The sequence below is a fragment of the Leifsonia sp. 466MF genome, assembly GCF_900100265.1.
Taxonomy (GTDB): Bacteria; Actinomycetota; Actinomycetes; order Actinomycetales; family Microbacteriaceae; genus Leifsonia.
In genome coordinates, this window is the sequence record NZ_LT629696.1 from 1,035,049 (window position 1) to 1,061,032 (window position 25,984).

General features: G+C 71.1%; 14 protein-coding genes and 1 riboswitch. Of the genes, 7 read left to right on the plus strand and 7 right to left on the minus strand.

Features of this window, described 5'->3' with window-relative positions; translation table 11 throughout:
- Positions 1 to 2: 2 nt before the first annotated feature.
- On the minus strand, positions 3 to 3,326 hold the full coding sequence (locus tag BLR91_RS04995) for an ATP-binding protein (RefSeq protein ID WP_089876669.1): 3,324 nt from the start codon (positions 3,324 to 3,326) through the stop codon (positions 3 to 5).
- 43 nt (positions 3,327 to 3,369) lie between these two features.
- Positions 3,370 to 12,933, minus strand: a complete 9,564-nt coding sequence (locus BLR91_RS05000) for a DUF7507 domain-containing protein (protein WP_089876667.1) — start codon at positions 12,931 to 12,933, stop codon at positions 3,370 to 3,372.
- 152 nt (positions 12,934 to 13,085) lie between these two features.
- Between BLR91_RS05000 and BLR91_RS05005 the strand changes: the two genes are divergently transcribed.
- Positions 13,086 to 13,667 carry a class I SAM-dependent methyltransferase gene (locus BLR91_RS05005; RefSeq protein ID WP_089876664.1) on the plus strand — a complete coding sequence of 194 codons (582 nt, stop codon included), beginning with the start codon at positions 13,086 to 13,088 and terminating at the stop codon, positions 13,665 to 13,667.
- 94 nt (positions 13,668 to 13,761) lie between these two features.
- On the opposite strand, the gene BLR91_RS05010 is transcribed toward BLR91_RS05005, so the two are convergent.
- A complete protein-coding gene (locus BLR91_RS05010) occupies positions 13,762 to 14,364 on the minus strand; it encodes a CoA-binding protein (RefSeq protein ID WP_018191641.1) in 603 nt (200 codons plus the stop codon).
- A complete protein-coding gene (locus BLR91_RS05015) occupies positions 14,361 to 15,662 on the minus strand; it encodes an O-acetylhomoserine aminocarboxypropyltransferase/cysteine synthase family protein (RefSeq protein WP_018191640.1) in 1,302 nt (433 codons plus the stop codon). Before BLR91_RS05015 ends, BLR91_RS05010 begins: the two co-directional genes overlap by 4 nt.
- Before the next feature lie 76 nt (positions 15,663 to 15,738).
- Positions 15,739 to 15,802, plus strand: a riboswitch (guanidine-III (ykkC-III) riboswitch).
- A gap of 10 nt (positions 15,803 to 15,812) precedes the next feature.
- Between BLR91_RS05015 and BLR91_RS05020 the strand changes: the two genes are divergently transcribed.
- Positions 15,813 to 16,127 (plus strand): DMT family transporter, encoded by a 315-nt coding sequence (locus tag BLR91_RS05020; protein WP_020077159.1) that lies wholly within the window; start codon positions 15,813 to 15,815, stop codon positions 16,125 to 16,127.
- 7 nt (positions 16,128 to 16,134) lie between these two features.
- Here the strand turns inward: BLR91_RS05020 and BLR91_RS05025 are convergent, their stop codons facing one another.
- The 3 genes from BLR91_RS05025 to BLR91_RS05035 all read right to left on the minus strand — a co-directional run bounded on the left by BLR91_RS05025 (position 16,135) and on the right by BLR91_RS05035 (position 20,552).
- A complete protein-coding gene (locus BLR91_RS05025; RefSeq protein WP_172823186.1) occupies positions 16,135 to 17,157 on the minus strand; it encodes a YeiH family protein in 1,023 nt (340 codons plus the stop codon).
- Positions 17,158 to 17,300: 143 nt separating this feature from the next.
- Complete coding sequence (locus tag BLR91_RS05030; protein ID WP_089876662.1) at positions 17,301 to 18,893, minus strand: S53 family peptidase; 1,593 nt, start codon at positions 18,891 to 18,893, stop codon at positions 17,301 to 17,303.
- 45 nt (positions 18,894 to 18,938) lie between these two features.
- Positions 18,939 to 20,552 (minus strand): dolichyl-phosphate-mannose--protein mannosyltransferase, encoded by a 1,614-nt coding sequence (locus tag BLR91_RS05035; protein WP_089876660.1) that lies wholly within the window; start codon positions 20,550 to 20,552, stop codon positions 18,939 to 18,941.
- 75 nt (positions 20,553 to 20,627) lie between these two features.
- Between BLR91_RS05035 and rsmI the strand changes: the two genes are divergently transcribed.
- The 5 genes from rsmI (at position 20,628) to BLR91_RS05060 (ending at position 25,896) form a co-directional block, all read left to right on the plus strand.
- On the plus strand, positions 20,628 to 21,446 hold the full coding sequence (gene rsmI, locus BLR91_RS05040) for a 16S rRNA (cytidine(1402)-2'-O)-methyltransferase (protein ID WP_089876657.1): 819 nt from the start codon (positions 20,628 to 20,630) through the stop codon (positions 21,444 to 21,446).
- A gap of 84 nt (positions 21,447 to 21,530) precedes the next feature.
- Positions 21,531 to 23,120 (plus strand): methionine--tRNA ligase, encoded by a 1,590-nt coding sequence (gene metG, locus BLR91_RS05045; RefSeq protein ID WP_089876654.1) that lies wholly within the window; start codon positions 21,531 to 21,533, stop codon positions 23,118 to 23,120.
- Positions 23,117 to 24,046 (plus strand): TatD family hydrolase, encoded by a 930-nt coding sequence (locus BLR91_RS05050; RefSeq protein ID WP_089876652.1) that lies wholly within the window; start codon positions 23,117 to 23,119, stop codon positions 24,044 to 24,046. Before metG ends, BLR91_RS05050 begins: the two co-directional genes overlap by 4 nt.
- Positions 24,043 to 24,894 (plus strand): 16S rRNA (adenine(1518)-N(6)/adenine(1519)-N(6))-dimethyltransferase RsmA, encoded by an 852-nt coding sequence (rsmA, locus tag BLR91_RS05055; RefSeq protein WP_089876650.1) that lies wholly within the window; start codon positions 24,043 to 24,045, stop codon positions 24,892 to 24,894. The genes BLR91_RS05050 and rsmA overlap by 4 nt, the downstream gene beginning before the upstream one ends.
- Before the next feature lie 66 nt (positions 24,895 to 24,960).
- On the plus strand, positions 24,961 to 25,896 hold the full coding sequence (locus BLR91_RS05060; RefSeq protein WP_018191631.1) for a 4-(cytidine 5'-diphospho)-2-C-methyl-D-erythritol kinase: 936 nt from the start codon (positions 24,961 to 24,963) through the stop codon (positions 25,894 to 25,896).
- The last annotated feature ends 88 nt before the right edge of the window (positions 25,897 to 25,984 follow it).

Sequence of the window (25,984 nt, forward strand, 5' to 3'; positions counted from 1 at the left end):
GGTCAGGGGCGCACGTCGGAGAGCAGCGCCAGCCCGCGCACGACGGCCTCGGCGGGCGGGACGGCCGCCACGGACGCGGCGGCGGCCTGCAGGCGCTCGCGCCCCCACGTCTCCGCGATCCGGTCCGCGAGAGCGTCCTGGTGCAGGCTCGCGACGTCCTGCCGGGCGTTCGCTCGCCCGGAGAGTGCGAACAGCGTCAGCCCCGCATCCACCCAGCCGTCGGGATACCGCTCGGCCGTTCGCGGGTCGAGCATCCACACGGCGAATCCGGACAGACCGGACCCGGTGACCGGCCGGTCGAGCGACGGCGGGTTGAGGCGGGAGGTGACCAGGATGCGCGTGCGCAGGGCCGCGGCAACCGCATCCGTCTCCGCGGCGTCGACGACGGTCGGGTCCGCGGCGAGCACGCGCAGCCGCACGACCAGCGCCGCCGCCCCCAGCACGATCGTCCACGGGTTCAGGATGCGCTCGCCGGTGGTGGGCGCGCCGCCGAACGCGGCGAGCGCCTCGTCGTAGAGCCGCAACGCCTCGGGCAGGTCGCCCTCCGCCACCGCGATCTCCGCCATCCCGGCGTAGCCGATCGCGTAGTAGTCGGCGTAGTCGAAGCCGGTGCGGTCGATCTCGACGGCGAGGTACCGCTCCAGCAGGGTGCGCCCGCGGGCGGTGTCGCCGTTCGCGATGGCGTTCATCGCGATCAGCCAGTCGAGCTGGCGGAGGTCGCCGTCGGCCTGCAGCTGCGACATCTGGTCGTGGGCGCGCTGTGCCCACTCCAAGGCCTCGGCGGGATGCGCGAGCTGGCTGTGGCACTGCGCGATGGCCTGGGCGGCGGACGCCAGCGACCAGGCGTCCCCGGCGGCCTGGGCGGCCTCCCACCCGCGCGTTGCGCGCTCGAGCGCCTGATCCAGCTCGCCGGAGTTCTCGTGCAGCTGTGCGAGCAGCAGGTTGCCGATGGCCGCGCGCTCGGGATCGTCCGAGTCGGCGTAGGTGCGCAGCAGATCCAGGCCGGTGTCGGCCCGGCCGGCGTGCAGGACGAGTGCGGCCATCGCATCCAGCCGGGAGTCGGCGAACGGCCGGCGGCGACGGAGCCTGCGCAGCCGAGAGATCGCCCGGGCGGAGGTTCGCAGGTCGACGAACAGGAAGGTGCCGCCCACGATGGTGTAGGTCGCGGCGACCGCCTCCCGGAGCTCGCCCTCCGGCTCCCACCCCTGCAGCAGGTCCATGATCGCCGAGCCGAAGCCGAGCACCTCCGAGTGCGCACTGCGGAGCGACCAGTAGTAGGCGAGCGTGGCGAAGACCACCGCGGCGGTGTCGCGCCGTCCGCCGTCGATCGCGGAGCGGAGGACGGTGACGAGGTTGTCCTGCTCCGCGGTCACGCGCTGGAAGGTCGGCACCTGCTGCGGGCCGTGCATCCGCGACAGCGTCTCGCGGCAGAACGCCACGGCCCACGCGTCCATCCCGACGAGCACGGCGTCCTCCTCGCGGGCGCCGACCAGCTCGTGGTCGCCGAACTCGCGGACGGTCTCCAGCATCCGGTAGCGGAGGAGTCCGGTGCTGCGGTCCTCGGTCACGGTCACCAGCGACTGCGCGACGAGGGCGTCGAGGTCGTCCAGCACGGTCACGGCGCCGGAGCCGGCGACGGCCTCCGCGGCCTCGGCGCTGAAGCCGTCGGGGAAGCGCGACAGCCGCCGCAGCAGCGCCTGCTCCGACGTGCTGAGGAGGTTCCAGCTCCACTCGATGACGGCGAAGAGGGTGCGGTGCCGCTGCGGGGCTGTGCGCTCGCCGCCGGTGAGCAGGGCGAAGCGATTGCCGAGACGGCGCTCGATCTCATCCACCGACAGGGATCGGGTGCGTGCGGCGGCGAGCTCGATGGCGAGCGGGAGGCCGTCGAGCCGGTCGCAGAGTCGGGCCACGACGTCGAGGGGCAGCACGGCTCCGGGTCGTGCGGCGCGGGCGCGCTCGACGAACAGGGCGACGGCCGGGCCGTAGTCGTCGGCGGCGGACGAGCCGGATGCGGGCCGGGCACCCGACGCGCGGGCCGCGTCCCCGTCGGTGCTCTTGAGCGAGTCGAGCGGGTACACGCGCTCGGCGCCGATCGCGAGCGGAGCGCGGCTGGTCGCCAGCACGCGGACGTTGGTGGTGGAGTCGAGGATGTCCTGCACGTACGCTGCCGCCGCATCCACGATGTGCTCGCAGTTGTCGACGATGAGCAGGGTCTCGCGTTCGGAGAGCAGGCCGAGGATGCGCGAGCGCAGGTCGAGCTGCGAGCCGGGGTCGGCCGCCCGCGTCGCCCGGGCCTCACGGATGCCGAGGGTCGACGCGAACGCGAGCTCCACATCCTCGCCCGACCGGACGCTCGCCAGCTCGACCACGATGACGGCGGGGGTGTGCACGGCGCGATTGCCCACCTCCTGCGCCAGACGGGTCTTGCCAAGGCCGCCGGCGCCGAGGATGGTCGTCAGCCGGGAGGTGGCGATGAGGTCTTCAACCGCTTGAAGGTCGTACTCGCGGCCGACCAGCGCGTTCGGCGCGGTGCGGAGCCCGATCCGGACGCGGCGCGGAGTGCTGGGCCGCTCGTCCTCGTCGGCGGCGAGCAGCTCGGCGTTGAGGGCGACGAGTTCGGGTCCGGGGCGGGTGCCGAGCCGGTCGAGCAGCGCCTCCTTCAGCTCGGCGAACGCCAGCAGCGCCTCGCTGCGCCGTCCGGCGTCGGCGAGCGCCCGCAGCTGCTCCAGCCGCAGGGCCTCGTCGAGCGGGCGGCTCTCGAGGAGCGGGCGGAGGTCGTCGAGGGCGGAGGTCGGATCGCCGGCCGCACGCCGGGCGCGGGCGCGCAGGAGCAGCAGCTCGTCGCGGAGGGAGGCGGCGGTGCGCTGCAGTTCGTCGGCGAGCGGCGAGCTGCCCAGCTCGGCGCCGGGTTCGCCGCGCCACAGCCGGAGCGCACGCGTCGTCTCGGCGATCGCGGAGGCGGTGTCGCCCGAGCGCAGGGCGACGGTGGCGCGGTCGAGGCAGTGACGGGCGAGACCGAGGTCGGTCTGCTCGGGGGCGACGGCGAGGGTGTAGCCGCTCGGCGTGGACTCCAGCAGACCGTCGGCGCTGGTCGTCCGCACGCGCGAGACGAGGGTCTGCAGGGCCGCGCGCTCCTGCCGGGGTGGGGCGTCATCCCAGAGATCCTCGACGAGGGACGGGACCGTCGCGACGCCGCGTGCGAGCACCAGCGCCACGATCAGGCTCTTGCCGAGCACGCCGGCGGGCTCCGCCAACGCGCCGGCGCGGTCCTCCACCAGCACCGGGCCGAGCACGGCGACGCGAGGGGGCGGGGGCGCGGACTGCACCCGCCGATCTTAGCCAGTGCGGACGACGCTCGGTGGGATGCGCTCAGCCGGTCACGATGGGGAGGTGGGCGATCGCGCGCACGGGCAGGGCCAGGGTGGACTCCGGCGAGCCGACACGGCCACCGTCCGGACCGATTCCGGTCGCGACCGCTGTGTCGCTGATCGACGTCGCGAGCATCATGTCCGCGGTGGTGACGGTGTAGGTGGCGGTGCACGTCATCCGCTCTCCCGGTGCGAGGACGGCGGCCGGACAGGAGACGGGCGAGAGGTTCGCCTGGTCGGAGGGGGCGGCGACGGTGTCGGTGACGACGATCCCGTCGAGGGTGACGTTTCCGGTGTTCTGGACGGCGAACTGGAAGACGACCTGCTGCCCGGCCATGGTCACGGCTCCGGTCTCGGTGGTCTTGTCGACGGTCAGGCCGGGTGCCGGAGTCGCGGCCAGGGTAACGGTGGACGGCGGCGACGTGACGGGCGACGGTGTGGGGTCGGTCGGCGTGGCCGGAGGGGTCCCGGTCGCGGTGGCGCTATCGGTGACCGAGCCGTTGTCCACGTCCGCCTGCGTGACCGTGTAGGTGGCGGTGCACGTCATCGTCTGGGCGGGCGCGAGCGTGCCCTGCGGGCAGTCGACGGCCGACAGGCTCGCGGGATCGGAGGGCGCTGCGACCTGGTCGGCTACTGTCACGCCGGTCAGGGCGACGTTTCCGGTGTTCGTGACGAGAAATGTGTACGCGACCTGTTGGCCGGTCCGCGTGACAGCGGCCGCGGTCGTGGACTTCTGCACGCTGAGGCCGGGCGTCTGGTCGACCGCGATCGTCACCGTCGAGTCCGGCGACGACACGGCGGGCGGGTTGGGGTCGCCCGGTGTGGCAGGCGGGGTTCCGCTCGCCGTGGCCGTGTCGGCGACCGACCCGTTGTCCACATCCGCCTGGGTGACGGTGTAGGTGGCGGTGCACGTCATGGTCTGGGCGGGGACGAGCGTGTCCTGCGGGCACTCGACGGCCGTAAGGTTGGCCGGATCGGAGGGCGCCGAGACCTGATCGACGACTGTCACGGCGGTCAGCGTGCTGGTGCCGCTGTTCGTGACCAGGAAGTCGTACGGCACCCGCTGCCCGACCTGCGTGACGGCGGTGGTGGTGGACGACTTCGTCACGGTCAGCGACGGTGTCGCCGGCGACGGGATGCTGAGGGTGCTCTCGGGCGACGCAACGCGCGGCGGCGTCGGGTCGGCGGGGGTGGCGGGCGGCCGGCCGGACGCGGTGGCGCGGTCGGTGATGCTGCCGTGGTCGACGTCCGCCTGGGTGACGGTGTACGTCGCGGTGCAGGTGACCTGGGCGCCGGGCGCAAGCGCGCCGGGCGGGCACGTCACAGGCGAGAGGCTGCTCTGGCTGGCGGGGGCGTCTTGGATGTCGTCCACCTGGATGTCGGTGAGCGTCACGTTTCCGGTGTTGCGGACCAGGAAGTCGTACGTGATCACGGCTCCAGCGGCGGTCGGCGGGGTCGCCGACTGCGGGGACGACTTGGTGACGGTGAGCGCGGGCTGGCCGGTGACGCTGATGGTCACGGTGGAGACGGGCGAGTCGACCGGCGGAGGTGTGGGGTCGGTCGGAGTCGCGGGCGGTGTGCCGGAGGCTGTCGCGCTGTCCGCGACCGAGCCGTTGTCCACATCCGCTTGGGTCACGGTGTATGTCGCCGGCCACGTGGTGGTGGCGGCCGGCGCCAGCGTGGTGACCGGGCAGTCGATCGTGGACAGGTTCGCAGGGTCGGAAGGCGCGGTGACCTGGTCGTCGACGGTGATGCCGGTGAGGGTGACGTTGCCGGTGTTGGTGATCAGGAATTCGTACGGCACGACCTGTCCGACCTGCGTGATCGCGGTGGTCGTGGAGCTCTTGACGACGGTGACTCCCGTCGCCTGGGTCACGGCGATCGTGAGCGTGTCGACGGGCGAGCCGACCGTCGGCGGGTTCGGGTCGGCCGGTGTCGCGGGCGGGGTGCCGGAGGCTGTCGCGCTGTCCGCGACCGAGTCGTTGTCGACATCCGCTTGGGTCACGGTGTAGGTCGCCGTACACGTGGTCGTCGCGGTCGGCGCGAGCGTGGTCACCGGGCAGTCGATCGCGGACAGGTTCGCCGGGTCGGACGGGGCAGCGACCTGGTCGTCGACCGTGATGCCGCTCAGCGTCACGTTTCCGGTGTTCGTGACGAGGAACTCGTAGGGCACGACCTCGCCGACTTGACTGACGGTCGCCGTCGTGGACGACTTGGCGACCGTAAGCGCCGGCGCCGGTGTCACGGCGATCGTGAGCGTGTCGACGGGTGAGTCGACCGGGGGAGGCGTTGGGTCGGTCGGCGTGGCGGGCGGAGTGCCGGAGGTGGCGGCGTTGTCGGTGACGGCTCCGTTGTCGACATCCGCCTGGGTGACGGTGTACGTCCCGGTGCAGGTGGTCGTCGCGGTCGGCGCCAGCGTGGTGACCGGGCAGTCGATCGCGGACTGGTTCGCCGGGTCGGACGGGGCGGCGACCTGGTCGTCGACGGTGATGCCGCTCAGCGTCACGTTTCCGGTGTTCGTCACGAGGAACTCGTAGGGCACGACCTGACCGGCCTGCGTCACCGCGGTCGTGGTGGACGACTTCGCCACTGTCAGCGCCGGAGCCTGCGTGACCGCGATCGTGAGCGTGTCGACGGGCGAGCCGACCGTCGGCGGGTTCGGGTCGGCCGGAGTCGCGGGAGGGGTGCCGGAGGCCGTCGCGCTATCCGAAACCGCACCGCTGTCGACATCCGCCTGCGTCACCGTGTACGTCGCGGTGCAGGTCGTCGTCGCGGTCGGCGCGAGCGTGGTCACCGGACATGAGACAGGGGAGAGGTTCGCGGGGTCGGAAGGCGCCGCGACCTGGTCGTCGACGGTGATGCCGGTGAGGGTGACGTTTCCGGTGTTGGTTACGAGGAAGGCGAACGGCACCACCTGCCCGACCTGCGTGATCGCCGGCGTGCTGGACGATTTGGCCACGGTGAGGGCGGGCTGGCCGGCCACAGCGAGGGTCACCGTGGAGATGGGCGAGCCGACCGGGGGAGGCGTGGGGTCGGTCGGTGTGGCCGGCGGCGTGCCAAAGGCGGTCGCGCTGTCGCTGACGGAGCCGCTGTCCACATCCGCCTGGGCCACGGTGTAGGTGGCGGTGCAGGTCATCGTCGCGGCCGGCGCCAGCGCCGTCTGCGGGCACGTGACCGCCGACAGGTTCGCTGGGTCGGAGGGCGCGGCGACCTGGTCGTCCACGACGATCCCCGACAGGGTGACCGTTCCGGTGTTCGTCACGAGGAACTCGTACGGCACCTGCTGCCCGGCCTGCGCGACCGCGGTGGTTGTCGAGGTCTTCACGACGGTGATCCCGGTGACCCGGTCCGCGTCGATGGTGACGGTGGAGACGGGCGAGACGACGGCGGGCGGGTTCGGGTCGCTAGGGGTCGCGGGCGGCAGACCGGACGCGGTGGCGCTGTCGACGACGGATCCGTTGTCCACGTCCGCCTGCGTCACCGTGTAGGTCGCCGTGCAGATCGTCGTGGCCTGCGGTGCGAGTGTGGTCTGCGGGCAGCTGATCGCGGAGAGGTTCGCCGGAGAGGATGGGGCGGCGACCTGGTCGTCGATGGCGATCCCCGAGAGCGTGACGTTTCCGCTGTTCGTCACCAGGAACGCGTACGGCACCACCTGCCCGGGCTGCGTGACGGTCGCCGTGGGCGAAGACTTGGTCACGGTGATCGCGGGCACCGGAGCGGCGGAGACGGTGAGCGTCGCCTGCGGCGACGTGATCCGGGGCGGGTTCGGGTTCTGCGGCGTCGTCGGCGGCTGGCCGGAAGCGGTCGCCTGGTCGGTGATGGCGCCGTTGTCGACGTCCGCCTGGGTGACGGTGTACGTCGCGGTGCAGGTGATCCGGGCGCCCGGCGCGATCGGTCCGGGCGGGCAGGTCACCGGCGAGAGGTTGGCCTGGGTCGCCGGCGCCACCTGCACATCCTCGACCGTCACATCCGCCAGGGTCTCGTTGCCGGTGTTCTCGACCAGGAACTCGTACTGGATCTGCTGGCCCGCCGCCGTCGGCGGGTTCGCCGTCTGCGGCGACGACTTCACCACGGTCAACGCGGGATCGGAGGCGACGAGCAGCGTCACCTGCGACCCGGTCGACACCACCGGCCCGGGGGTCGGGTCGCCCGGGCTCGGCGCGGGCCGGCCCGATGCGATCGCGGTGTCGTGCACCTGGCCGTTGTCCACATCCGCTTGGGTGGTGGTGTAGCTCGCCGTGCACGTCGTGGAGTCTCCCGGCGCCAGCACCGTCGCGGGACAGACCACCGGGGTCAGGTTCGCGGGGTCCGACGGCGCGGTGACCGTGTCGGTGACCTGGATGTCGGAGATCGACAGGTTGCCGGTGTTGGTGACCAGGAACGTGTACGGGATGGTCTCGCCGGCGCGCGTCACGCCGGGTGCGGCCGAGGATTTCAGGATGGTCAGCTCGGCCTGGTAGTCCACCGGGAGGGAGACGGTCGAGGGGCCGGAGGTCGCGGGTGCCGGGTTCGGGTTTCCCGGGGTGGCCGGCTGGGTGCCGCTCGCGGTGGCGGTGTCGTTCACGGTGCCGTGGTCGATGTCCGCCTGGGTGACCGTGTACGTCGCGGTGCAGGTCACCGTCCCGGCGGGCGGAACCGTCGTCGTCGGGCAGGTCACGGCGGTCAGGCCGCCGGGGAGGGAGGGCGGCGCGACCGTGTCGGTCACGGCGACGTTCGCGAGAGTCACGTTGCCCGTGTTGGTGACCAGGAACCGGTACGGGATCTGCTGTCCGGCGCGCACCACGGCGGTCGTCGTCGACGACTTCACCAGGGTGATGGCCGGCGCGGCGACCGTGGGGATGCTCAGCGCATCCTCGCCCGAGTGGATGGGCAGCCCGGCCGGCGTCGTCCCGTGCGCGGTCGCGGAGTCGTTCACCGACCCGTTGTTGAGGTCCGCCTCGGTGGTCGTGTACGTGGCCGTACAGGTCGCCGTGGCGTTGGGTGCCAACGGAGTGGTCGGGCAGGTCACCGCGCTGAGGTTGGACTGCGCCGACGGCGAGGCGACCACATCCGTCACCGACAGCGCGGTGATGGTCTGGGTGCCGGTGTTGGTGACGACGAACTGGTACGGAACCTGCTGGCCGACCTGCGTGATCGTGGTGGTGGTGGAGCGCTTGTCGATCGTCAGGCTGTTGTCGACCGGGTCGACCAGCACCACGAACGTCGAGGGCGACGACTGCACGACCGTGCCACCCGGGTCGCGCCCGGTCGCCACGGCCGAGTCGTCGATCCGTCCGTGGTCGAAGTCGGGCTGGGTCGTCGTATAGGTGGCCGTGCACGTCATCGACGCACCGGCCGCGAGAGTCGTGGACGGACAGGTGACGGACGACAGGTTCGACTGCGACGCAGGGGGCGCCTGCGTGTCGGTCACCCGAACCTCGGTGAGGGTGACCGCGGAGTTGTTGGTCACCTCGAAGCTGTACGGGATCTGCTCGTTCAGGGTGCTGACGCCCTGCGACGACGAGGACTTCACGATGGAGATCGCCGGCGGTGTGGAGGGCGCCGGGATGCTGAGGGCGTCGGGCGTCGACCGCACGGCGACGCCGCCCGGCGTCGTTCCGGTGGCGACGGCGAAGTCGGCGACCGAGCCGTTGGCGACGTCGGCCTGGCTCACGGTGTAGGTGGCGGTACAGGTCTGCGACTGGCCGGGTTCGAGCGACGGGTACGGGCAGGCGATCGGCGAGAGGTCGCCCTGCTGCGCGGGCGGCAGCTGCACATCTTCCACGTCGACGCCGTCGATGCGGACGTTGCCGGTGTTTGTGATGAGGAAGCGGTAAGTGAGGGTCTGGCCGACCGCGGTGATCACAGAGGTGCTGGACGACTTCGCGACCGTCAGCTCGGGGGACTGCTGCGCGGGGATGGCGAGCTCGGACGGCTCGGACGGCGGCAGCGGCAGGCCGTTCGAGTCGGTGCCCTCCGCCACGGCCGAGTCGTCGACCGCGCCGTTCGCGATGTCGGCGGCGGTCGCGGTGTAGGTGCCGTGGCAGAGCGTGGAGGCGCCGGGCGCGAGCGTGACGTCGTCGCAGACGATCGCGGACATCCCCGCCTGGCTCGACGGGAAGATCTGCGTGTCGTCCACCCGCACGTTCGAGACCGGTGTCGTGCGGATGTTCGTCACCAGGAACTCGTACGGCACCTGCTGGCCGATGGCGGTGATGAGCGTGGTGGTCGACGACTTCTCGATGGTGAGCGCCGGGTTGGCGGTGATGCGGAGCCGGGCCTCGGGCGCATCCACCGGATTCCCGGTCGGGTCCGTCGCGCGCGCGGTCGCGGTGTCGGCGACGAGGCCGTGGTCGAGGTCCGCCTGCGTGACCGTGTACGTGCCGGTGCAGTCGACGGTGTCGCCCGGTGCGAGCGCACCCGGCGGACACGTCACGGCGCTCATGTTCGCCGGGGTGGCCGGCGGCATCTGGGTGTCGGTGACGGTGACGTCGGTCACGTCCACGTTTCCGGTGTTGCGGACGGTGAAGACGTACGGCACCTCCTGGCCGAGCGCCGTGATCCGGGTCACGGTCGACGTCTTGGTCACGGTGATGGCGGGCGATTGGATGGCCGGGATGATCGTGCTCGACCGCGCGGTCGTGTAGGTGTTGCTGGCCACATCCACTCCGGTCGCTGTCGCGAAGTCGCTGAGCCATCCGTTCGTGATGTCGGCCGCGGTCACCGAATAGGTGGCCGAGCAGACCGCCACCTGGCTGGGCGCGAGGGTGGTGCGGTCGCAGGTGATGAGCGACAGCCGGCTCTGCGTGGCCGGGGCGACCTGGGTGTCCTGGATGGTGATGTTCCGGTACGTGGTCGACGAGTTGTTGGTGACGGTGAACGTGTACCGCACCGGCTGGCCGACGGCGTTGAACGAGTTAGTCGACGAGGCCTTGACCATGGTCAGGGCCGCGGGCGTCGCGTTGACCGATGCGGCCGACTGCGGGGAGGTGACGGTGGCCCCTGCCGGGTTACGGCCGGATGCGGTCGCGAAATCGTTCACCGACCCGTTGCCGAGGTCGGCCGCCGTCACCTGGTACGTCCCCGTGCACGACATCGACGCGCCGGGGTTGAGGGTGGTCTGCGGGCACGAGACCGCCGACATGTTCGCCTGCGAGGCGGGCGGAACCTGAGTGTCGGCGACCGCCACGTTGGTGAGCACCTGGTTTCCGGTGTTCGTGACGAGGAACGCGTACGGGACCAGCTGACCCACGGCCGACACCGAGGTCGCGGTGGTGGATTTTACGATCGTCAGTGCGGAGACGGGGGAGAACAGCTCGACGCGCGACGGCGAGGAGAGGACCGGGTTGCCGACGGGATCGGTCCCGGACGCGCGGGCGTGGTCGGCGACGACCCCGGCGTTCACATCGGCGGACGTGACGCGGTATGACGCCGTGCACGTGGTCGACGCACCCGGTGCCAGCGTCGTCTGCGGGCAGCTCGGGGTGGTCAGGTTGGCCGGCAACGACGGCGCCTCGGCGGTGTCGGTGACGGCCACGTTGTTGACGACGACGGTGGAGTTGTTGGTCACCAGGAAGGTGTAGGGGATGACCTGGCCGATCGCCGTCACCGCGGCCGTCGTCGTCGCCTTCCGGATGGTCAGCGAACCGGGCAGCTGGGTCGGGATGGACAGGTCGGACGGCGCGGAGGTCACCGCGGTCCCACCCTCCGGGGTGCCGGAGGCCGTCGCCGAGTCCGCGAGCGTGCCGTTCTGCAGGTCCGCGAGGGTCGCGGTGTACGTGCCGATGCACGACTGCGACTCGCCCGGCGCGAGAGCCGGGTTCGGACAGGTGATGGCCGACAGGTTCGCGGACGACGCCGGAGGGGCGGGGGTGTCGGTCACGGAGACGCCGAACAGGGTCACGTTCCCGGTGTTCGTCACGAGGAACCGGTAGGGGATCTGCTGGCCGACCGAGCTCGCCAGCGTGGTCGTCGTCGACTTGACCACCGAGATCGCCGGGCGGGCGCTCGTGATGGTGAGGGTGGCCGGCGGCGCGGTGACGGTCGCCCCGCCCGGGTCGAGACCGCTCGCGGTCGCGGTGTCGTGCACGGAGCCGTTGTCGAGGTCCGCCTGCGTCACGGTGTAGCGCGCGGTGCAGGTGGTGGATGCCTGCGGTGCCAGAGTCTGCGTCTCGCAGAGGATCGCAGAGAGGTTCGCTTGCGAGGCGGGCGGGGTCTGCGCATCCACCACCGAGATGCCGTGCAGGGTCACCTGCGACCGGTTCGTGACCACGAACTTGTACGTCACCACCTGCCCGACCCGCGTGATCGCGGTCGTGGACGACGCCTTGGTGACGAGCAGCGAGGCGGGCGGTGTCACCGTCAGCGGGGTGTCGGCCGGCGGGTTCAGCCCGTCGAGTCCGGCCGTCCCCTCGGGGAAGTTGCCCGGACCGTTCGTGTAGGTGCCCGGCACCGTCGCGGTCACCTGCACGGTCACGGTGCAGGCGTTCTGGCCCTGGGTGAGGGTGCCGTTCGCGACGACGACCGAAGTCGATCCGGCCGCAGCCGTGACGGTGCCGCTGGAGCAGGTCGTCGCGTTCACCCCGGTGGCCGTCACGCCGGCGGGGAGGTCGTCGTGGAACGACCAGCCGTTCTTCGCCGCGAGCTCGGAGGTGTTGGTGATCGTGAAGGTCAGCGTCGAGGTCTGGCCGGAGGCGATGGTCGCCGGGCTGAACGCCTTGTCCAGCTGCGGGGTCACGTCCAGGATCTGGGGGAGGTCGAACGCGCCGTCGTTGCCGGCGACCACCGCGCTCTGGTTCTCGAGCTGCATGCCGACGGTCGGCGTCCCCGTGCTCGGCACTTTGATCGCCGCCGAGGTGAGGCCGGCGACCATGGTGGGTCCGAAGGGTCCCGAGCCGTACTGGACGGCGCCGGGGTAGTTGCAGGGATCGAGCTGCGACGCCAGCACGTTCTTGACCCCGTTGATGAACAGCGACAGTGTCTCGGCCGGGTTCCCGGAGCTGTTCGCGACGCAGTTGGTCGCGGCGACGATCGACGTCACCTGGTAGAAGTGGCCGGGAACCGCGGGGATGGCCGTGTTCGTCCTCAACTGGATGCCCGGGACGGTACCGCTCGCGGTATACGCCGTGACCGCCTGGTTCTGGGCCGCCGCCGCCGTCGAGTAGCCCTGGTATTGACCCATCGCGTTGGCGAGGATCTGCACGCCCGAGATCGGGCATCCCGAGTTCCAGCCGGGCGGCGCCGGGGTCGTCGAGCCGTTCACGATGTAGCCGTTGCAGTACAGGCCGTCCGCCCAGCGCGGGTCGGCGTAGTACGTCTCGGAGTTCGCGCCCGAGACGCCGGGGACGTACGTGCTGCCGGGCGTGCCTTGGTACGACGTGATCTTGATCGCGGTGGATGCGGCGTTCTGGCCGGAGAAGTCCTCGGTGAACAGGGCGGTCGGCGGTTGCGGAGTGCCCGGAGTGCCCGCGGTCGTCGCTGCCGCGCGAGGCGCCGGGATGCCGACGCTGATGCCGGTCACCGTCAGGCCCAGGATGGCGACGGTGGCCACGATCGCTCGTCGGACGCTCGGTTTCCGCTGACGCATGTGAACTTCCTTCCGGCGCTCCGCCCCCGACCGAAGCTGCGAGAGAGCGCCGGTGGCCGCCTGCCTGACAAGCTAGGGCGGTGCCGGGTGACTCGAAAGACAGCTGCGTGTGGCTGGCCCGGCCGAGGCGCGCTCCGCGTAGGCTCGGCGACATGGCGTTCGACTGGTCGCAGTTCTACGAGAAGCAGGGCGGACGCGGCGTGCGGCCGACCTTCCAGAGCGCCCTCGCCGCGTGGGACGGGGAGCCGGGCGACGCGGTCGATCTCGGCTGCGGCGACGGCGTCGAGACGCGTCACCTGGCCGAGCACGGGTGGCGGGTGCTGGCGGTGGATGCGGACCCGGGCGTCGAGGAGCGCGTGCGCTCGGGACTGTCAGGGGAGGCATCCGAGCGGGTGGAGGTGCGGCGCGCGTCGTTCGAGACGCTGGGAGAGCTGCCGCCCGCGGACCTTGTCTATGCCGGCTTCGCGCTGCCGTTCTGCGACGAGTCGCACTTCCCGTACCTGTGGGCCGACATCCGCGAGGCCCTGCGGCCCGGCGGGGTGTTCGCGGGGGAGCTGTTCGGCCCGCACGACGAGTGGGCCGGCCGGTCCGGGATGAGCTTCCACGACCGATCCCAGGTGGAGGGGATGCTCGCCGGGATGGACGTGGTGCAGCTGGTGGAGGACGACCGCCGAGGCATGTCCTTCGAGGGCCCGAAGCACTGGCACGTCTTCCACATCGTGGCGCGCGCCTGAGATGTCGCGCCCCTCAGCTCACGGCTCCTGAGTTTTTCGCGCTCTGACCATCCATTCGTGCGAAAAACTCAGGAGCTGTTAGTGAGGGGACGGGTCAGCGGAGCGTCTTGCGCGCGGTGATCTGGCCGGTGTCGAAGCCGAGCAGGTGCAGTCCGCCGTGGAAGCGGGCGTGCTCGATCTTCATGCAGCGGTCCATGACGACCGTCAGCCCCTTCGACTCGCCGTACTCGGCGGCCTCCTGGTTCCAGATCCCCAGCTGCACCCACACGGTCGGAGCGCCGATCGCGAGCGCCTCATCGATGACCGCGGGGATGTCGGCGGGCTTGCGGAACACATCCACGATGTCCGGAACCTCGGGCAGCGACGCGAGGTCGGGGTAGGCCTTCTGGCCCAGGATGGTGTCGGCGTTCGGGTTGACGAAGTACAGCCGGTAGTCGCTCGACTGCTGCAGGTACGTGCCGACGAAGTAGGAGGAGCGGGCCGGGTTGGGCGACGCGCCGACGATCGCGACGGACTTCGCGCCACGCAGGATCTTCAGGCGCTCCTTCGCGTCCGGCCCCACCCAGGTGCGCTGCGACTTGAGCAGCTTGGCGAGCGGGGAGTCGGACGGCAGCGCGCAGCTCAGCCCGTTCGCGAGCTGGACCTCGGTCGTGGACTCCGCGGTGGACTCCGTGGTGGGTTCGGTGGCAGTCGTCATGCTGCGTTCGCCTCCTCGACGGCGATCGTGAGCGCCTGATCGAGATCGTAGATGATGTCGTCGACATCTTCGATCCCGACGCTGATGCGCACGACGCCGGGCAGCACACCCGCGTCGAGCAGCTGCTGCTCGGTCAGCTGCGCGTGGGTGGTCGACGCGGGATGGATGACCAGCGTCTTCGCATCGCCGATGTTGGCGAGGTGGCTGGCGAGGTTCACCGACTCGATGAACTTCTGGCCCACCTCCCGGCCGCCCTTCACGACGAAGCTGAACACGCTGCCCGGCCCCTTCGGCAGGTACTTGAGCGCGCGTTCGTGGTGCGGGTGCTCGGGCAGTCCGGCCCAGAACACCTTCTCGATGCGCGGGTCGGCATCCAGCCATTCGGCCACTGCGCGAGCGTTGTCGACGTGCGCCTGGATGCGGTACGGCAGCGTCTCGACGCCCTGCGCCAGCAGGAAGGCCGAGTGCGGTGCGAGCACCGGGCCGATGTCGCGCAGCTGCTCCGCGCGCAGCCGCGTGAGGAACGCGTACTCGCCGAAGTTGCCCGACCACTGCAGCCCGCCGTACGAGGGCACCGGCTCGCCGAACAGGGGGAACTTCGAGGAGTGCCAGTCGAAGCGTCCGCTCTCGACCACCACGCCGCCGAGGGTCGTGCCGTGGCCGCCGAGGAACTTGGTGGCCGAGTGGATGACGATGTCGGCTCCCCACTCGAACGGCCGGTTGAGGTACGGGGTCGCGATCGTGGAGTCGATGGCGAGCGGGATGCCGGCCGCGTGGGCGACCTCCGCCAGCCCTTCGATGTCGGCGATCTCGCCGGAGGGGTTGGCGATGGTCTCAGCGAAGACGAGCTTGGTGCGGTCCGTGATCGCGGCGGCGTAGTCCGCGGGATCGGCGCTCTGCACGAAGGTGGTCTCGACGCCGAAGCGCCGGAGGGTCACATCCAGCTGGGTGATCGATCCGCCGTAGAGGTTCGCGGACGCGACGATGTGGTCGCCCGCACCGACCAGCGACGCGAAGGTGATGTACTGCGCGCTGAGGCCGGAGGCCGTCGCCACGGCGCCCAGGCCGCCTTCGAGGCTGGCGACCCGCTCTTCGAACGAGGCCACGGTCGGATTGGCGAGACGCGAGTAGATGTTGCCGTACTTCTGCAGGGCGAAGCGTGCCGCGGCATCCGCCGTGTCGTCGAACACGAACGCGCTGGTCTGGTAGATCGGCAGCGCGCGCGCTCCCGTCACCGGGTCGGGGATGTTGCCCGCGTGGATCGCCCGCGTGCGGAAACCGTATTCGCGATCTGCCATGGGCTCACGCTACCCGACGCCGCCGACGCTCTCCGGCGGGCGTCGTAACACGCCGCAACCCGCTTTGCTACCCTGGTGCGAGGCCCACGCAGGGCCCCGGACGACGGTTCAGTACCCGGTGAGCGACAAGACTGGCCAAGGAGTCGGATCGTGTCCTGGATCGTTCTCATTCTCTCCGGCGTGCTCGAAGCCGTCTGGGCCACAGCGCTCGGCCGCTCGGAGGGGCTCTCGCGGCTGTGGCCGTCCGTGGTCTTCGTCGGAGCGCTTCTCGCATCCATGGCCGGACTGGCCTTCGCGATGCGGGAGATCCCCACCGGGACCGCCTATGCGGTCTGGGTCGGCATCGGCGCGGCGCTGACCGTGCTCTACGCGATGACGTTCGGCGGTGACGGGTTCTCCCTCGTCAAGGCGCTGCTGATCGTCGGCCTGGTGGGCTGTGTCATCGGACTGAAACTGGTCGACTGAGCGCGAGTCAGGCGGCCGTCGACACCCAGACGGCGGCCAGCGCGAGCACGGCGATCAGCAGCCACGAGACGAGTCCGGTGACGAGGGCGCGCCCGCCGGTGCCGACCAGGGTGCGGAGGCGGACGGCGGTGCCGAGGCCGAACAGCGCCATGGCGAGCAGCACGGTCTGCAGGGTGTCGGCGCCGTCCGTCACGGCGGACGGGAGCGGCACGAACGTCCGCACCAGAACGGCGAGCAGGAACCCGGCGACGAAGAGCGGGACGATGGGCGGGCGCTTCACGCCCGGGTCGCCGGCGACGTGGCGGCGACGCTCCACGACCGCGGCGACCGCCACGATCGGGGCGAGCATCAGCACACGGGTGAGCTTGACGACGACCGCGACGGCCAGGGCGGCGGCGCCCGCGAGTTGCGCGGTCGCGACGACCTGCCCGACGTCGTGGACGCCGGCGCCGACCCAGTGGCCGAACTGCTGCGCATCCAATCCCAGTGGATGCCAGAACAGCGGCAGGACGAAGATCGCGAGCGTGCCGCACAGCGTCACCAGGGCGACCGGAGTCGCGGCCTCCTCGTCCTTCGGCTTCACGACGCCGCTCATGGCGCCGATCGCGGATGCGCCGCAGATCGAGAAGCCGGTGGCGATCAGGAGCGGCTGATGACCCGGGAGGCGCATCAGCCGACCGATCCAGAAGGTGCCCGCGAAGCTGAGCAGCACGACGCCGACGGTGGTCAGGATGGCCACCCAGCCGAGCCCGGCGATGTCGCCCAAGCTGAGTTTCAGGCCGAGCAGCACGACGCCGATGCGCATCAGGCGTTTGGCGCTGACGGACAGTCCCGGTGCGAGTCGTCCGGTCACGGCCGGCCGGGCGACCGGGAGCTGGCCCACCACGATCCCGAGCACCACGGCCGCGGTCAGCAGCGGCACGGCGGGCACCAGCCAGTGGACACCCCACGCGACGGCCGCGGCCACGGCGCACACCACGAGGCCCGGAAGCCAGGGCAGCGGACGGGCGGTCACCGACGGAGTGCTCACCGATCCATTCTGTCGGCCCGGCTCGCCCGTCCGTGCCGCGCACACGTCGCGCGCGTCCGCAGCGTGGGTCGCAACACGCCGTTATGCGCGCCGCATAACGGCGTGTTGCGACCCACCGGCCGCCCGGCCGAGCCGCGTGCCGGTCAGAGCGACGACAGCAGCCTCGTCCCGTCCGGCACGCCCAGACCCGTGCACGCGTCCCACCCGGCCGCCGCCCGATAAGCGCCGTTGTCGCCGGTCGTGATGTCACGGAACCCGTCCGCCACTTTCCCGGCAGGAACGGAATCGTAGAGCCGGGGCTGGAGTAGCCCGAGCGGCTTCCCCGTGGACTGCGCCAGCCGGGCCACGAGCGCCGCCCACAGCGGGGCGACCGCGCTGGTGCCGCCGATCACGGTGTCCTGACCGTCGACGCGGATGCGGTATCCGGTCTGAGGGTCCGCGACCGCCGAGACGTCGGGCACCCCGCGCCCGCCCGGGCCGTTGGCCGAGCCTCCCGCGTCGGTCCCGTCCGCACCCGAAGGCACCCCGACTCCCGCCTGCCACGACGGCAGCGGGAAGACCGCGCTGACGCCGCCCCCGGTGGCGCCGCCGCCCGTCCCGTTGTTCCAGACGATCTCCGAGCGCACCGTGCCGGTCGAGGTGTCCGCCTCGAGCCGCGTGCCTCCGCAGGCGAGCGCGTGCGGCGAGGAGGCGGGGAAGTCGACGTGCGGCCGTCCGTCGCCGACCCGGTCGCTGCTCCCGTCGTCTCCCGCGGCCGCGGTGGTCGTCACGCCGAGGGCGGCGGCGTCCTGCAGCGCCTCATCGAACGCGGTGCGCGCCTGCGCCGTCCAGCCGTCCTCCGACTGACCCCAGCTGATGCTGATCGCCGCGGGGGTCGGGTCCGCGTGCGCGGCGGTGGTCACCGCATCCAGGAAGCCGGCGTCGGTGTTGGGCGCGAAGTAGACGACGATCTCGGCCTTCGGGGCCAGCGCGCCGGCCACCTCGATGTCGAGCATGACCTCGCCGTCGGCGCCGTTCGGGTTGCCGTCCGGTGCGTTCGAGCCGCCGTCGACGCCGACCGCGCGCACGCTGGGCGTCGGGATGCCGAGGCCGGCGAAGTAGGTGTCGAGGTCCTCCTGCACGTAGCCGCCGCCGAGTTCGATGATGGCGATGGTCTGCCCGCCCCCGTCGGTGCCGTCGGGGAACGCGTAGACCGTGCCGAGCTGCGGCGGTGTGTAGCTCGTGTTGACCGCGGCCGCGGGGACGTAGCGGTACTGCGCCCGCGCCTGAGGCCGGTCGTCGAGACCGAGGACAGCGGTCACCACGCCGGCGAGCGCGGCCGGGATGCTGAGCCCCCCTGTCCGCTGCCGGTAGACGGTCGCACCCTCGCCCGCGTCTTCGGCGCTCGACTCGGCCAGATCGGTGCCGAACACCCGAGCGACGGTCTGCACAGGGCCGGAGACACGGACACGACGCGCGCCCGCATCCACCTCGTCGACCGTCAGCCCGAGCCCTTCGAGCGTGCTGCGGACCAGTTCGACGTCCTGCGGGGACGCGCCGTAGCGTTCCGCGAGCTCGTCGCGGCTCAGCGGCTCGGCGAAGGCGCTCTGCGGGAGTTCGGCGCGGCGGCGCAGGACGAGCGTCGCATCCACCCGGGAGTCGGGCGCGAGGCCGCCGTGCGCGCGGAAGCCGGGACGTTCCGGCCGTTCGCTTCCGGGAAGGGGGACGAGGTCGAGGGGCTGTTCCGCATCGGTCATACCACTCGGTCTACCACCGGCCTCCGACACCGCACAGGGCCGCAGCTACACCCAGCTGGGCAGCCACATGTGGATCTGCCAGAACCAGAACGGCACCTGCTGGCCCGTCCAGATCGGCCAGAAGAAGGCGCTCACCAGGGTGCAGGCGGCCAGGAAGACGCTGGTCCAGAGGATGCCGCGGCGCCGTCGTGGCTCCGGATCGGTGCGTTTCCCGAGCACGATCGCGATGGCCGCCGTGAGGGCGAGGATGAGGTACGGCTCGAAGGCGATCGAGTAGAAGGTGAAGATCGTCCGGCCCATGTAGAGCCACCACGGCAGGTAGCCCGCCGCCAGCCCGGTGAGGATGAGGCCGATCCTCCAGTCGCGGTAGCGGATCAACCAGTAGACCAGGAAGAGGATGGCGGCCGTTCCCGCCCACCAGATGAGCGGGTTGCCGAGCGAGGTGATCGCCGCAGAGCAGGAGTCCCACTGGCAGCCGTCCTGCCCCTTCGTCGTTCCGACGTAGTACATGCTCGTCGGCCGCAGCATCAGCGTCCACGTCAGCGGGTTCGACTGGTAGGGGTGCGGGGTGTGCAGGTTGATGCTGTAGTTGTACATCTGCGTCTGGTAGTACCAGAGGTTCTGCACCCAGAGCGGCACCCAGCTGAAGGCGCCCGTCCACTGCGCGTGTGCGGCCTCCGCCCAGTGGCGGTAGTAGCCGTTGCTCGACAGGATCCAGCCCGTCCACGTCGCGACGTAGGTGACGAACGCGAGCGGGACCATCAGCACGAAGGTCGCCGGCGCCTGCTTGAGCAGGGCGCCGCTCGCGTAGAACGGCAGCCGCTCTCGGCGGCGGGCCACCGCATCCACCACAACGGTGTACACGGCGAAGAAGGCGAGGAAGTAGAAGCCGGTCCACTTGACCCCGGCGCACAGCCCGCAGAGGATGCCCGCGGCGATCAGCCAGGGACGCCACCACAGCACCGGTCCCCACGCCGGATCGCGACCCGCTGACCGGGCGGCCCCGACCTTGGCAGCCAGCCGATCGGCCGCCCAGCGCCGGTCGAGCAGGATGCAGCAGAACGCCAGCAGCGCGAAGAACATCACGAAGTTGTCGAGGAGCGCGACGCGGCTCATCACGATGGCGTGACCGTCGATCGCGAAGAGGAAGCCGGCGATCGTGGCGAGCATCGTCGAGCGGAACAGGGTGCGCGCGATGAGGAAGACGAGCAGCACGGCGATCGTCCCGGCGATCGCGGTGGACACCCGCCAGCCGAACGAGTTCGCGGGGCCGGTGGCCGCCATCCCGAGCCCGATCAGCCACTTGCCGAGCGGTGGATGCGCGACGAACGACGGATCCGCGTCGAAGATCTGCGTCTGGCCCGCGGCGAATCGCGCATCGGCCTTGTCGGGCCAGCTGCCCTCGTAGCCGAGGTTCCATATGCTCCAGGAGTCCTTCACGTAGAAGGTCTCATCGAAGACGAGCGCGTGCGGCTGGCCCAGGTTCCACAGCCGCAGCACGGCGGCGAGCAGGGTCACCGCGACGGGCGCACCCCACATCCACAGCCGCAGGCGGGCCGGCGTCCCGAGGACGCGCGCCCACCAGTCGTCGAGGCGCGTGCCGACGGGGACCGCGGCGACGTGCGCGGCCGGGAGGTCGGTCGGAGGAGCAGAGGTCACCCAGCCATGCTAGGGGCGGAGGCTCGGTGTCGCCTTTCGACGGACAGACAACTTTCGACTGCCACACTAGAAGCCATGATCATCCTCGCCGCGACTCCGATCGGCAATCTCGGCGACGCGTCGCGGCGGCTGGTGGAGGTGCTGTCCGCGGCGACGGTGGTCGCGGCGGAGGACACCCGGGTCGCCCAGCGGCTGCTGGCGGGCCTCGGCGTCGAGAACCGCCCGCGGCTGATCGCCCTGCACGACCACAACGAGCGGGATCGGGCAGCGGAGCTCGTGGAGCTGGCGCGCGATCAGGATGTGGTGCTGCTCTCCGACGCCGGGATGCCCACGGTGTCCGACCCCGGATTCCACCTGGTCGAGGCGGCCGCCGCGGCGGGGGTGGGCGTGACGGCGCTGCCCGGGCCGTCGGCCGTGCTGACTGCGCTCGCCGTCTCCGGCCTCCCGACCGACCGCTTCACCTTCGAGGGTTTCCTCCCGCGCAAGCAGGGGGAGCGGCTGTCCACCCTGCGGGCGGTCGCCGCCGAGCCGCGGACCATGGTGTTCTTCGAGTCGCCGAACCGGCTCGCCGCCTCCCTCGGCGACATCGCGACGGCGCTCGGCGCCGACCGGCGCGTCGTCGTCTGCCGCGAGCTGACGAAGCTCTACGAAGAGGTGCGTCGAGGCACCGCGGCGGAACTGGCCGCCTGGGCGGCCGAGGGCGTGCGCGGAGAGATCGTCGTCGTCGTCGCCGGCGCTCCGGCGCGGGCGGCCGACCCCGAAGCGGCGGTGCAGCAGGTGCTCGCGCTGGTCGCCTCGGGCACGCGGCTGAAGGATGCGGCGGCCGAGGTCGCCGAGGCGACGGGCCTCGGGAAGCGCGACCTCTACCAGGCCGCCCTCGAACGGCGCCGCTGACGAGTCCGTCCACAGCACATCCCGTTCTCCACAGGCGGAGTAACACACCGGATCGCGTGCTCCAGCGCCCGTAGGATAGTCACCATGTCCGACGGCTCTTCCTTCTACATCACCACGCCGATCTTCTACGTGAATGATGTCCCGCACATCGGGCATGCCTACACGGAGGTCGCGGCCGACGTCCTCGCCCGCTGGCACCGCCAGGCCGGCGACGACACCTGGCTGCTCACCGGCACCGACGAGCACGGGCAGAAGATCCTGCGCACGGCGACCGCCAACGGCACCACGCCGAAGCAATGGGCCGACAAGCTGGTCACCGAGGAGTGGCTGCCGCTGCTCGACACCGTCGACATCGCCAACGACGACTTCATCCGCACCACCGACGAGCGGCACGAGGTCAACGTCCAGAAGTTCCTGCAGAAGCTCTACGACGACGGCTACATCTACGCCGGCGAGTACGAGGCGCTGTACTGCGTGGGCTGCGAGGAGTTCAAGCCGCAGAGCGAGATCGTCGACGGCACGGGGGAGTACGAGGGTCAGAAGGTCTGCGCCATCCACTCCAAGCCGCTCGAGCTGCTGCAGGAGAAGAACTACTTCTTCCGGATGAGCCAGTTCGCCGACCGTCTGCTGTCGCTCTACGAGGAGCGCCCGGACTTCGTGCAGCCCGAGTCGGCCCGCAATGAGGTGGTCAGCTTCGTGCGTCAGGGGCTGAGCGACCTGTCCATCTCGCGATCGAGCTTCGACTGGGGCATCAAGGTGCCGTGGGACGAGTCGCACGTCGTCTACGTGTGGTTCGACGCGCTGCTCAACTACATCACCGCCGTTGGCTACGGGCAGGACGACGAGGAGTTCGCCCGCCGCTGGCCCGCCAATCACCTGGTCGGCAAAGACATCCTGCGGTTCCACGCGGTCATCTGGCCCGCCATGCTGATGGCAGCCGGCCTCGAGGTGCCGAAGCGCGTGTTCGGTCACGGCTGGCTGCTCGTGGGCGGCGAGAAGATGTCCAAGTCCAAGCTGACGGGCATCGCGCCGACGCAGATCACCGATACGTTCGGCTCCGACGCGTTCCGCTACTACTTCATGCGCGCCATCAACTTCGGGCAGGACGGCTCGTTCAGCTGGGAGGATCTGGCGGCCAGGTATCAGGCCGAGCTCGCCAACGGCTTCGGCAACCTGGCGTCGCGCGTGATCGCGATGGTGACGCGGTACTTCGAGGGCATCGTGCCGCCGGCGGGCGAGTACCGGGAGGTCGACCTGCACGTGCAGGAGGTCGTCCGCACCGCGGCGGCCGACGCCGATGCGGCGATCTCGCGGCTGGCGATCCACGACGCCCTGACGGCGATCTGGCGGATCGTCGACGAGCTCAACGGCTACATCACCGAGCAGGAGCCGTGGACCCTGGCGAAAGATGAGGCCAAGCGCGAGCGCCTCGGCACCGTGCTCTACACGGCGGCCGAGGGGCTGCGGTCCCTCGCCGTGCTGCTGTCGCCGGTGATCCCGGCCGCGACCGGAAAGCTGTGGGAGTCGCTCGGTGTCGCCGGCGAGCTGGGCGCGCTCGACGCGCAGCCGCTCCGGACGGCGGGCGACTGGGGTCAGCTGCCGGCCGGCACGGAGGTCAATGGTCTCGAGGCGCTGTTCCCGCGGATCGACGCGGAGGCGGTCGCCGCGGTATGACGGACCCGTCGTTCGTCCGGCAGCGGCACGTCACCGACGGCCGCGACCTCAGCTACCCTCCGCTGCCCGAGGCGCTGACCGTTCCCGTCTACGACAACCACACGCACCTCGAGATCGCCGACGGCGAGCAGCCGCTCGACTACCGCGAGCAGCTGGACCGCGCGTCCAGCGTGGGCGTGCGAGGGGTCGTCCAGGTGGGCAACGACGTCGAGACGTCCCGGTGGTCGGCCGAGACGGCTGCCGTCGAGCCGCGGATGCTGGCCGCCGTCGCGCTGCACCCGAACGACGCGCCGGACTACGACGAACGCGGAGAGCTGGATGACGCCCTCGGCGTGATCGCCGAGCTCGCAGGTCGGCCGCGGGTCCGCGCTGTCGGCGAGACCGGACTCGACTTCTTCCGCACGGAGGAGGGGCCCCGGCGTGACGCGCAGTTCCGGTCGTTCGAGGCCCACATCGAGATCGCGAAGCAGAACGACATCGCGCTGCAGATCCACGACCGCGACGCGCACGCGGCCGTCGTCGCCACGCTGAAGCGGGTCGGAGCCCCCGAGCGGACCGTGTTCCACTGCTTCTCGGGCGATGTCGAGCTGGCCCGCATCTGCGCCGACAACGGCTGGTACATGTCGTTCGCGGGCAACGTCACCTTCAAGAACGCGCCCAACCTCCGTGCCGCCCTCGAGGCGGCCCCGCGCCACCTGGTGATGGTGGAGACGGACGCCCCCTTCCTCACGCCGATGCCGTTCCGCGGCCGCCCGAATGCGCCGTATCTCATCCCGCACACCCTCCGGGCGATGGCCGAGGTGATGGGAACGGACGCCTCGACCCTCGCCGCGCAGATCAACTCCAACACGGAGCTCGTGTACGGCCGGTGGGACAGCGAGCCCGTCGGACCGCCGCCGACCACTCCCATCGGGATCATCGCGTGACCGAGCTCCGGCTGCTCGGCCCGGCGGAGATCCGCGACCTCGCTGAGCTGCTCGACGTCACCCCGACGAAGAAGCTCGGCCAGAACTTCGTCATCGACGCCAATACCGTCCGTCGGATCGTCCGCGTCGCCGAGGTCCAGGCGGGAGACAGCGTCGTAGAGATCGGCCCCGGGCTCGGATCCCTCACCCTCGGCCTGCTCGAGGCTGGAGCGGACGTGGTGGCCGTCGAGATCGACGGTCGGCTCGCCGCGCAGCTGCCCACGACGGTGGCCCAGCTGGCGCCGGATGCCGCCCCGCACCTGACCGTGGTGCATCGGGACGCCCTCGCCATCACCGAGCTTCCGGTCGATCCCGTGCGCCTCGTCGCGAACCTTCCCTACAACGTCTCGGTTCCGGTGCTCCTGCACTTCCTGGAGCACTTCCCGAGCCTCCGCTCCGGCGTCGTGATGGTGCAGGCCGAGGTCGGGCACCGGATCGCCGCGCAGCCCGGCTCCAAGGTCTACGGCGCCCCGAGCGTGAAGGCCGCCTGGTACGGCACCTGGCGCACCGCCGGTTCCGTCAGCCGCCAGATCTTCTGGCCGGTGCCGAACGTCGACTCGGTCCTCGTCGCCTTCGAGCGGCGTGACGACCCGCCGGGCGACGAGCAGCTCCGTCTCCGCACCTTCGCCCTCGTCGACGCCGCCTTCCAGCAGCGCCGCAAGACGCTCCGCCAGGCCCTCGCCCCGGTCTACGGCGACCCCGCGTCGGCGGAGGCGGCTCTGCTGGCGGCGGGCATCTCTCCGTCCCTCCGCGGCGAGCAGCTCGCCCTGGCCGACTTCGCACGCCTGGCGGCTGCGAGCGCGGAGTAGCCACAGCGCGAACAGGCGCTCAGGCCGTGCCCAGCATGGGCGTTCCGGTGTGTGTAGGTTGGAGACATGGTGGACGCGTGGGACGTCGACGGCGTGCATGTTCGCGCCCCGGGCAAGATCAACGTGTTCATGCGTGTCGGCGCCGTCATGGAGGACGGCTACCACGACGTCGCGACCGCCTATCAGGCCGTCTCCCTCTACGAGGACGTCCGCGCGTACCACGCCGATGACTTCTCGGTGAGCTTCGGCGGCAGCGTCGACACCAGCGGACTGCCGCGGGACGAATCCAATCTGGCGATCAAGGCCGCGCGCCTGCTGGCCAAGAGGACCGGTTACTCCAGTGGTGTCCGGCTGGAGATCGACAAGCACGTTCCCATCGCCGGCGGGATGGGCGGAGGCTCGGCGGACGCCGCCGCCACGCTGGTCGCCTGCGACACGCTCTGGGGCACGGAGCTCGGGCGGGAAGAGCTCCTGACCCTCGCCTCCACGCTGGGTGCCGACGTGCCCTTCGCCCTGGTCGGCGGCACTGCCATCGGCACCGGTCGCGGCGACCGGCTGAGCCCCGCCCTGGCGACGGGCCAGTTCCACTGGGTGCTGGCGCTCCCGGACGGCGAGCTGAGCACACCACGCGTCTACAGCGAGCTCGACCGGCACCGTGAGCGCCACGCGGCCGACATCGCCCCGGCGCAGGTGTCGCCGACCGTCGACTCCGCCGTGCTGCAGGCCCTCCGCGCCGGTGAACCGGCCATGCTCGCGGAGGCTCTGACGAACGACCTGCAGGCTCCGGCCATCCACCTCGTGCCCGAGATCGCCGATGTCATCGAGCTGGGCGAGATGAACGGGGCTTTGGCCGGAATCGTGTCCGGATCCGGCCCGACCGTCGCCTTCCTGGCGGCCGATCTCGATTCGGCCATCGACCTGCAGATCGCGCTCAGCGCTTCCCGGGTGAGGGCGGTCCGCGCCACCGGGCCGGTGCACGGGGCACGCATCCTCGGCGACTGACTGCGGAGACCCGGCGATGCGGATGCCCGAGGATGTCGATGCCCGAGGATGCCCGGCCACGACACGCGTCGGGTTGAGACGATCCGTC

Excerpts from the sequence above, each read along its gene's own strand:
- BLR91_RS05000 (WP_089876667.1), bottom strand. The coding sequence starts at position 12,933 with ATGCGTCAGCGGAAACCGAGCGTCCGACGAGCGATCGTGGCCACCGTC.
- BLR91_RS05005 (WP_089876664.1), top strand. The coding sequence starts at position 13,086 with ATGGCGTTCGACTGGTCGCAGTTCTACGAGAAGCAGGGCGGACGCGGC.
- BLR91_RS05010 (WP_018191641.1), bottom strand. The coding sequence starts at position 14,364 with ATGACGACTGCCACCGAACCCACCACGGAGTCCACCGCGGAGTCCACG.
- BLR91_RS05015 (WP_018191640.1), bottom strand. The coding sequence starts at position 15,662 with ATGGCAGATCGCGAATACGGTTTCCGCACGCGGGCGATCCACGCGGGC.
- BLR91_RS05030 (WP_089876662.1), bottom strand. The coding sequence starts at position 18,893 with ATGACCGATGCGGAACAGCCCCTCGACCTCGTCCCCCTTCCCGGAAGC.
- rsmI (WP_089876657.1), top strand. The coding sequence starts at position 20,628 with ATGATCATCCTCGCCGCGACTCCGATCGGCAATCTCGGCGACGCGTCG.
- metG (WP_089876654.1), top strand. The coding sequence starts at position 21,531 with ATGTCCGACGGCTCTTCCTTCTACATCACCACGCCGATCTTCTACGTG.
- BLR91_RS05050 (WP_089876652.1), top strand. The coding sequence starts at position 23,117 with ATGACGGACCCGTCGTTCGTCCGGCAGCGGCACGTCACCGACGGCCGC.
- BLR91_RS05060 (WP_018191631.1), top strand. The coding sequence starts at position 24,961 with ATGGTGGACGCGTGGGACGTCGACGGCGTGCATGTTCGCGCCCCGGGC.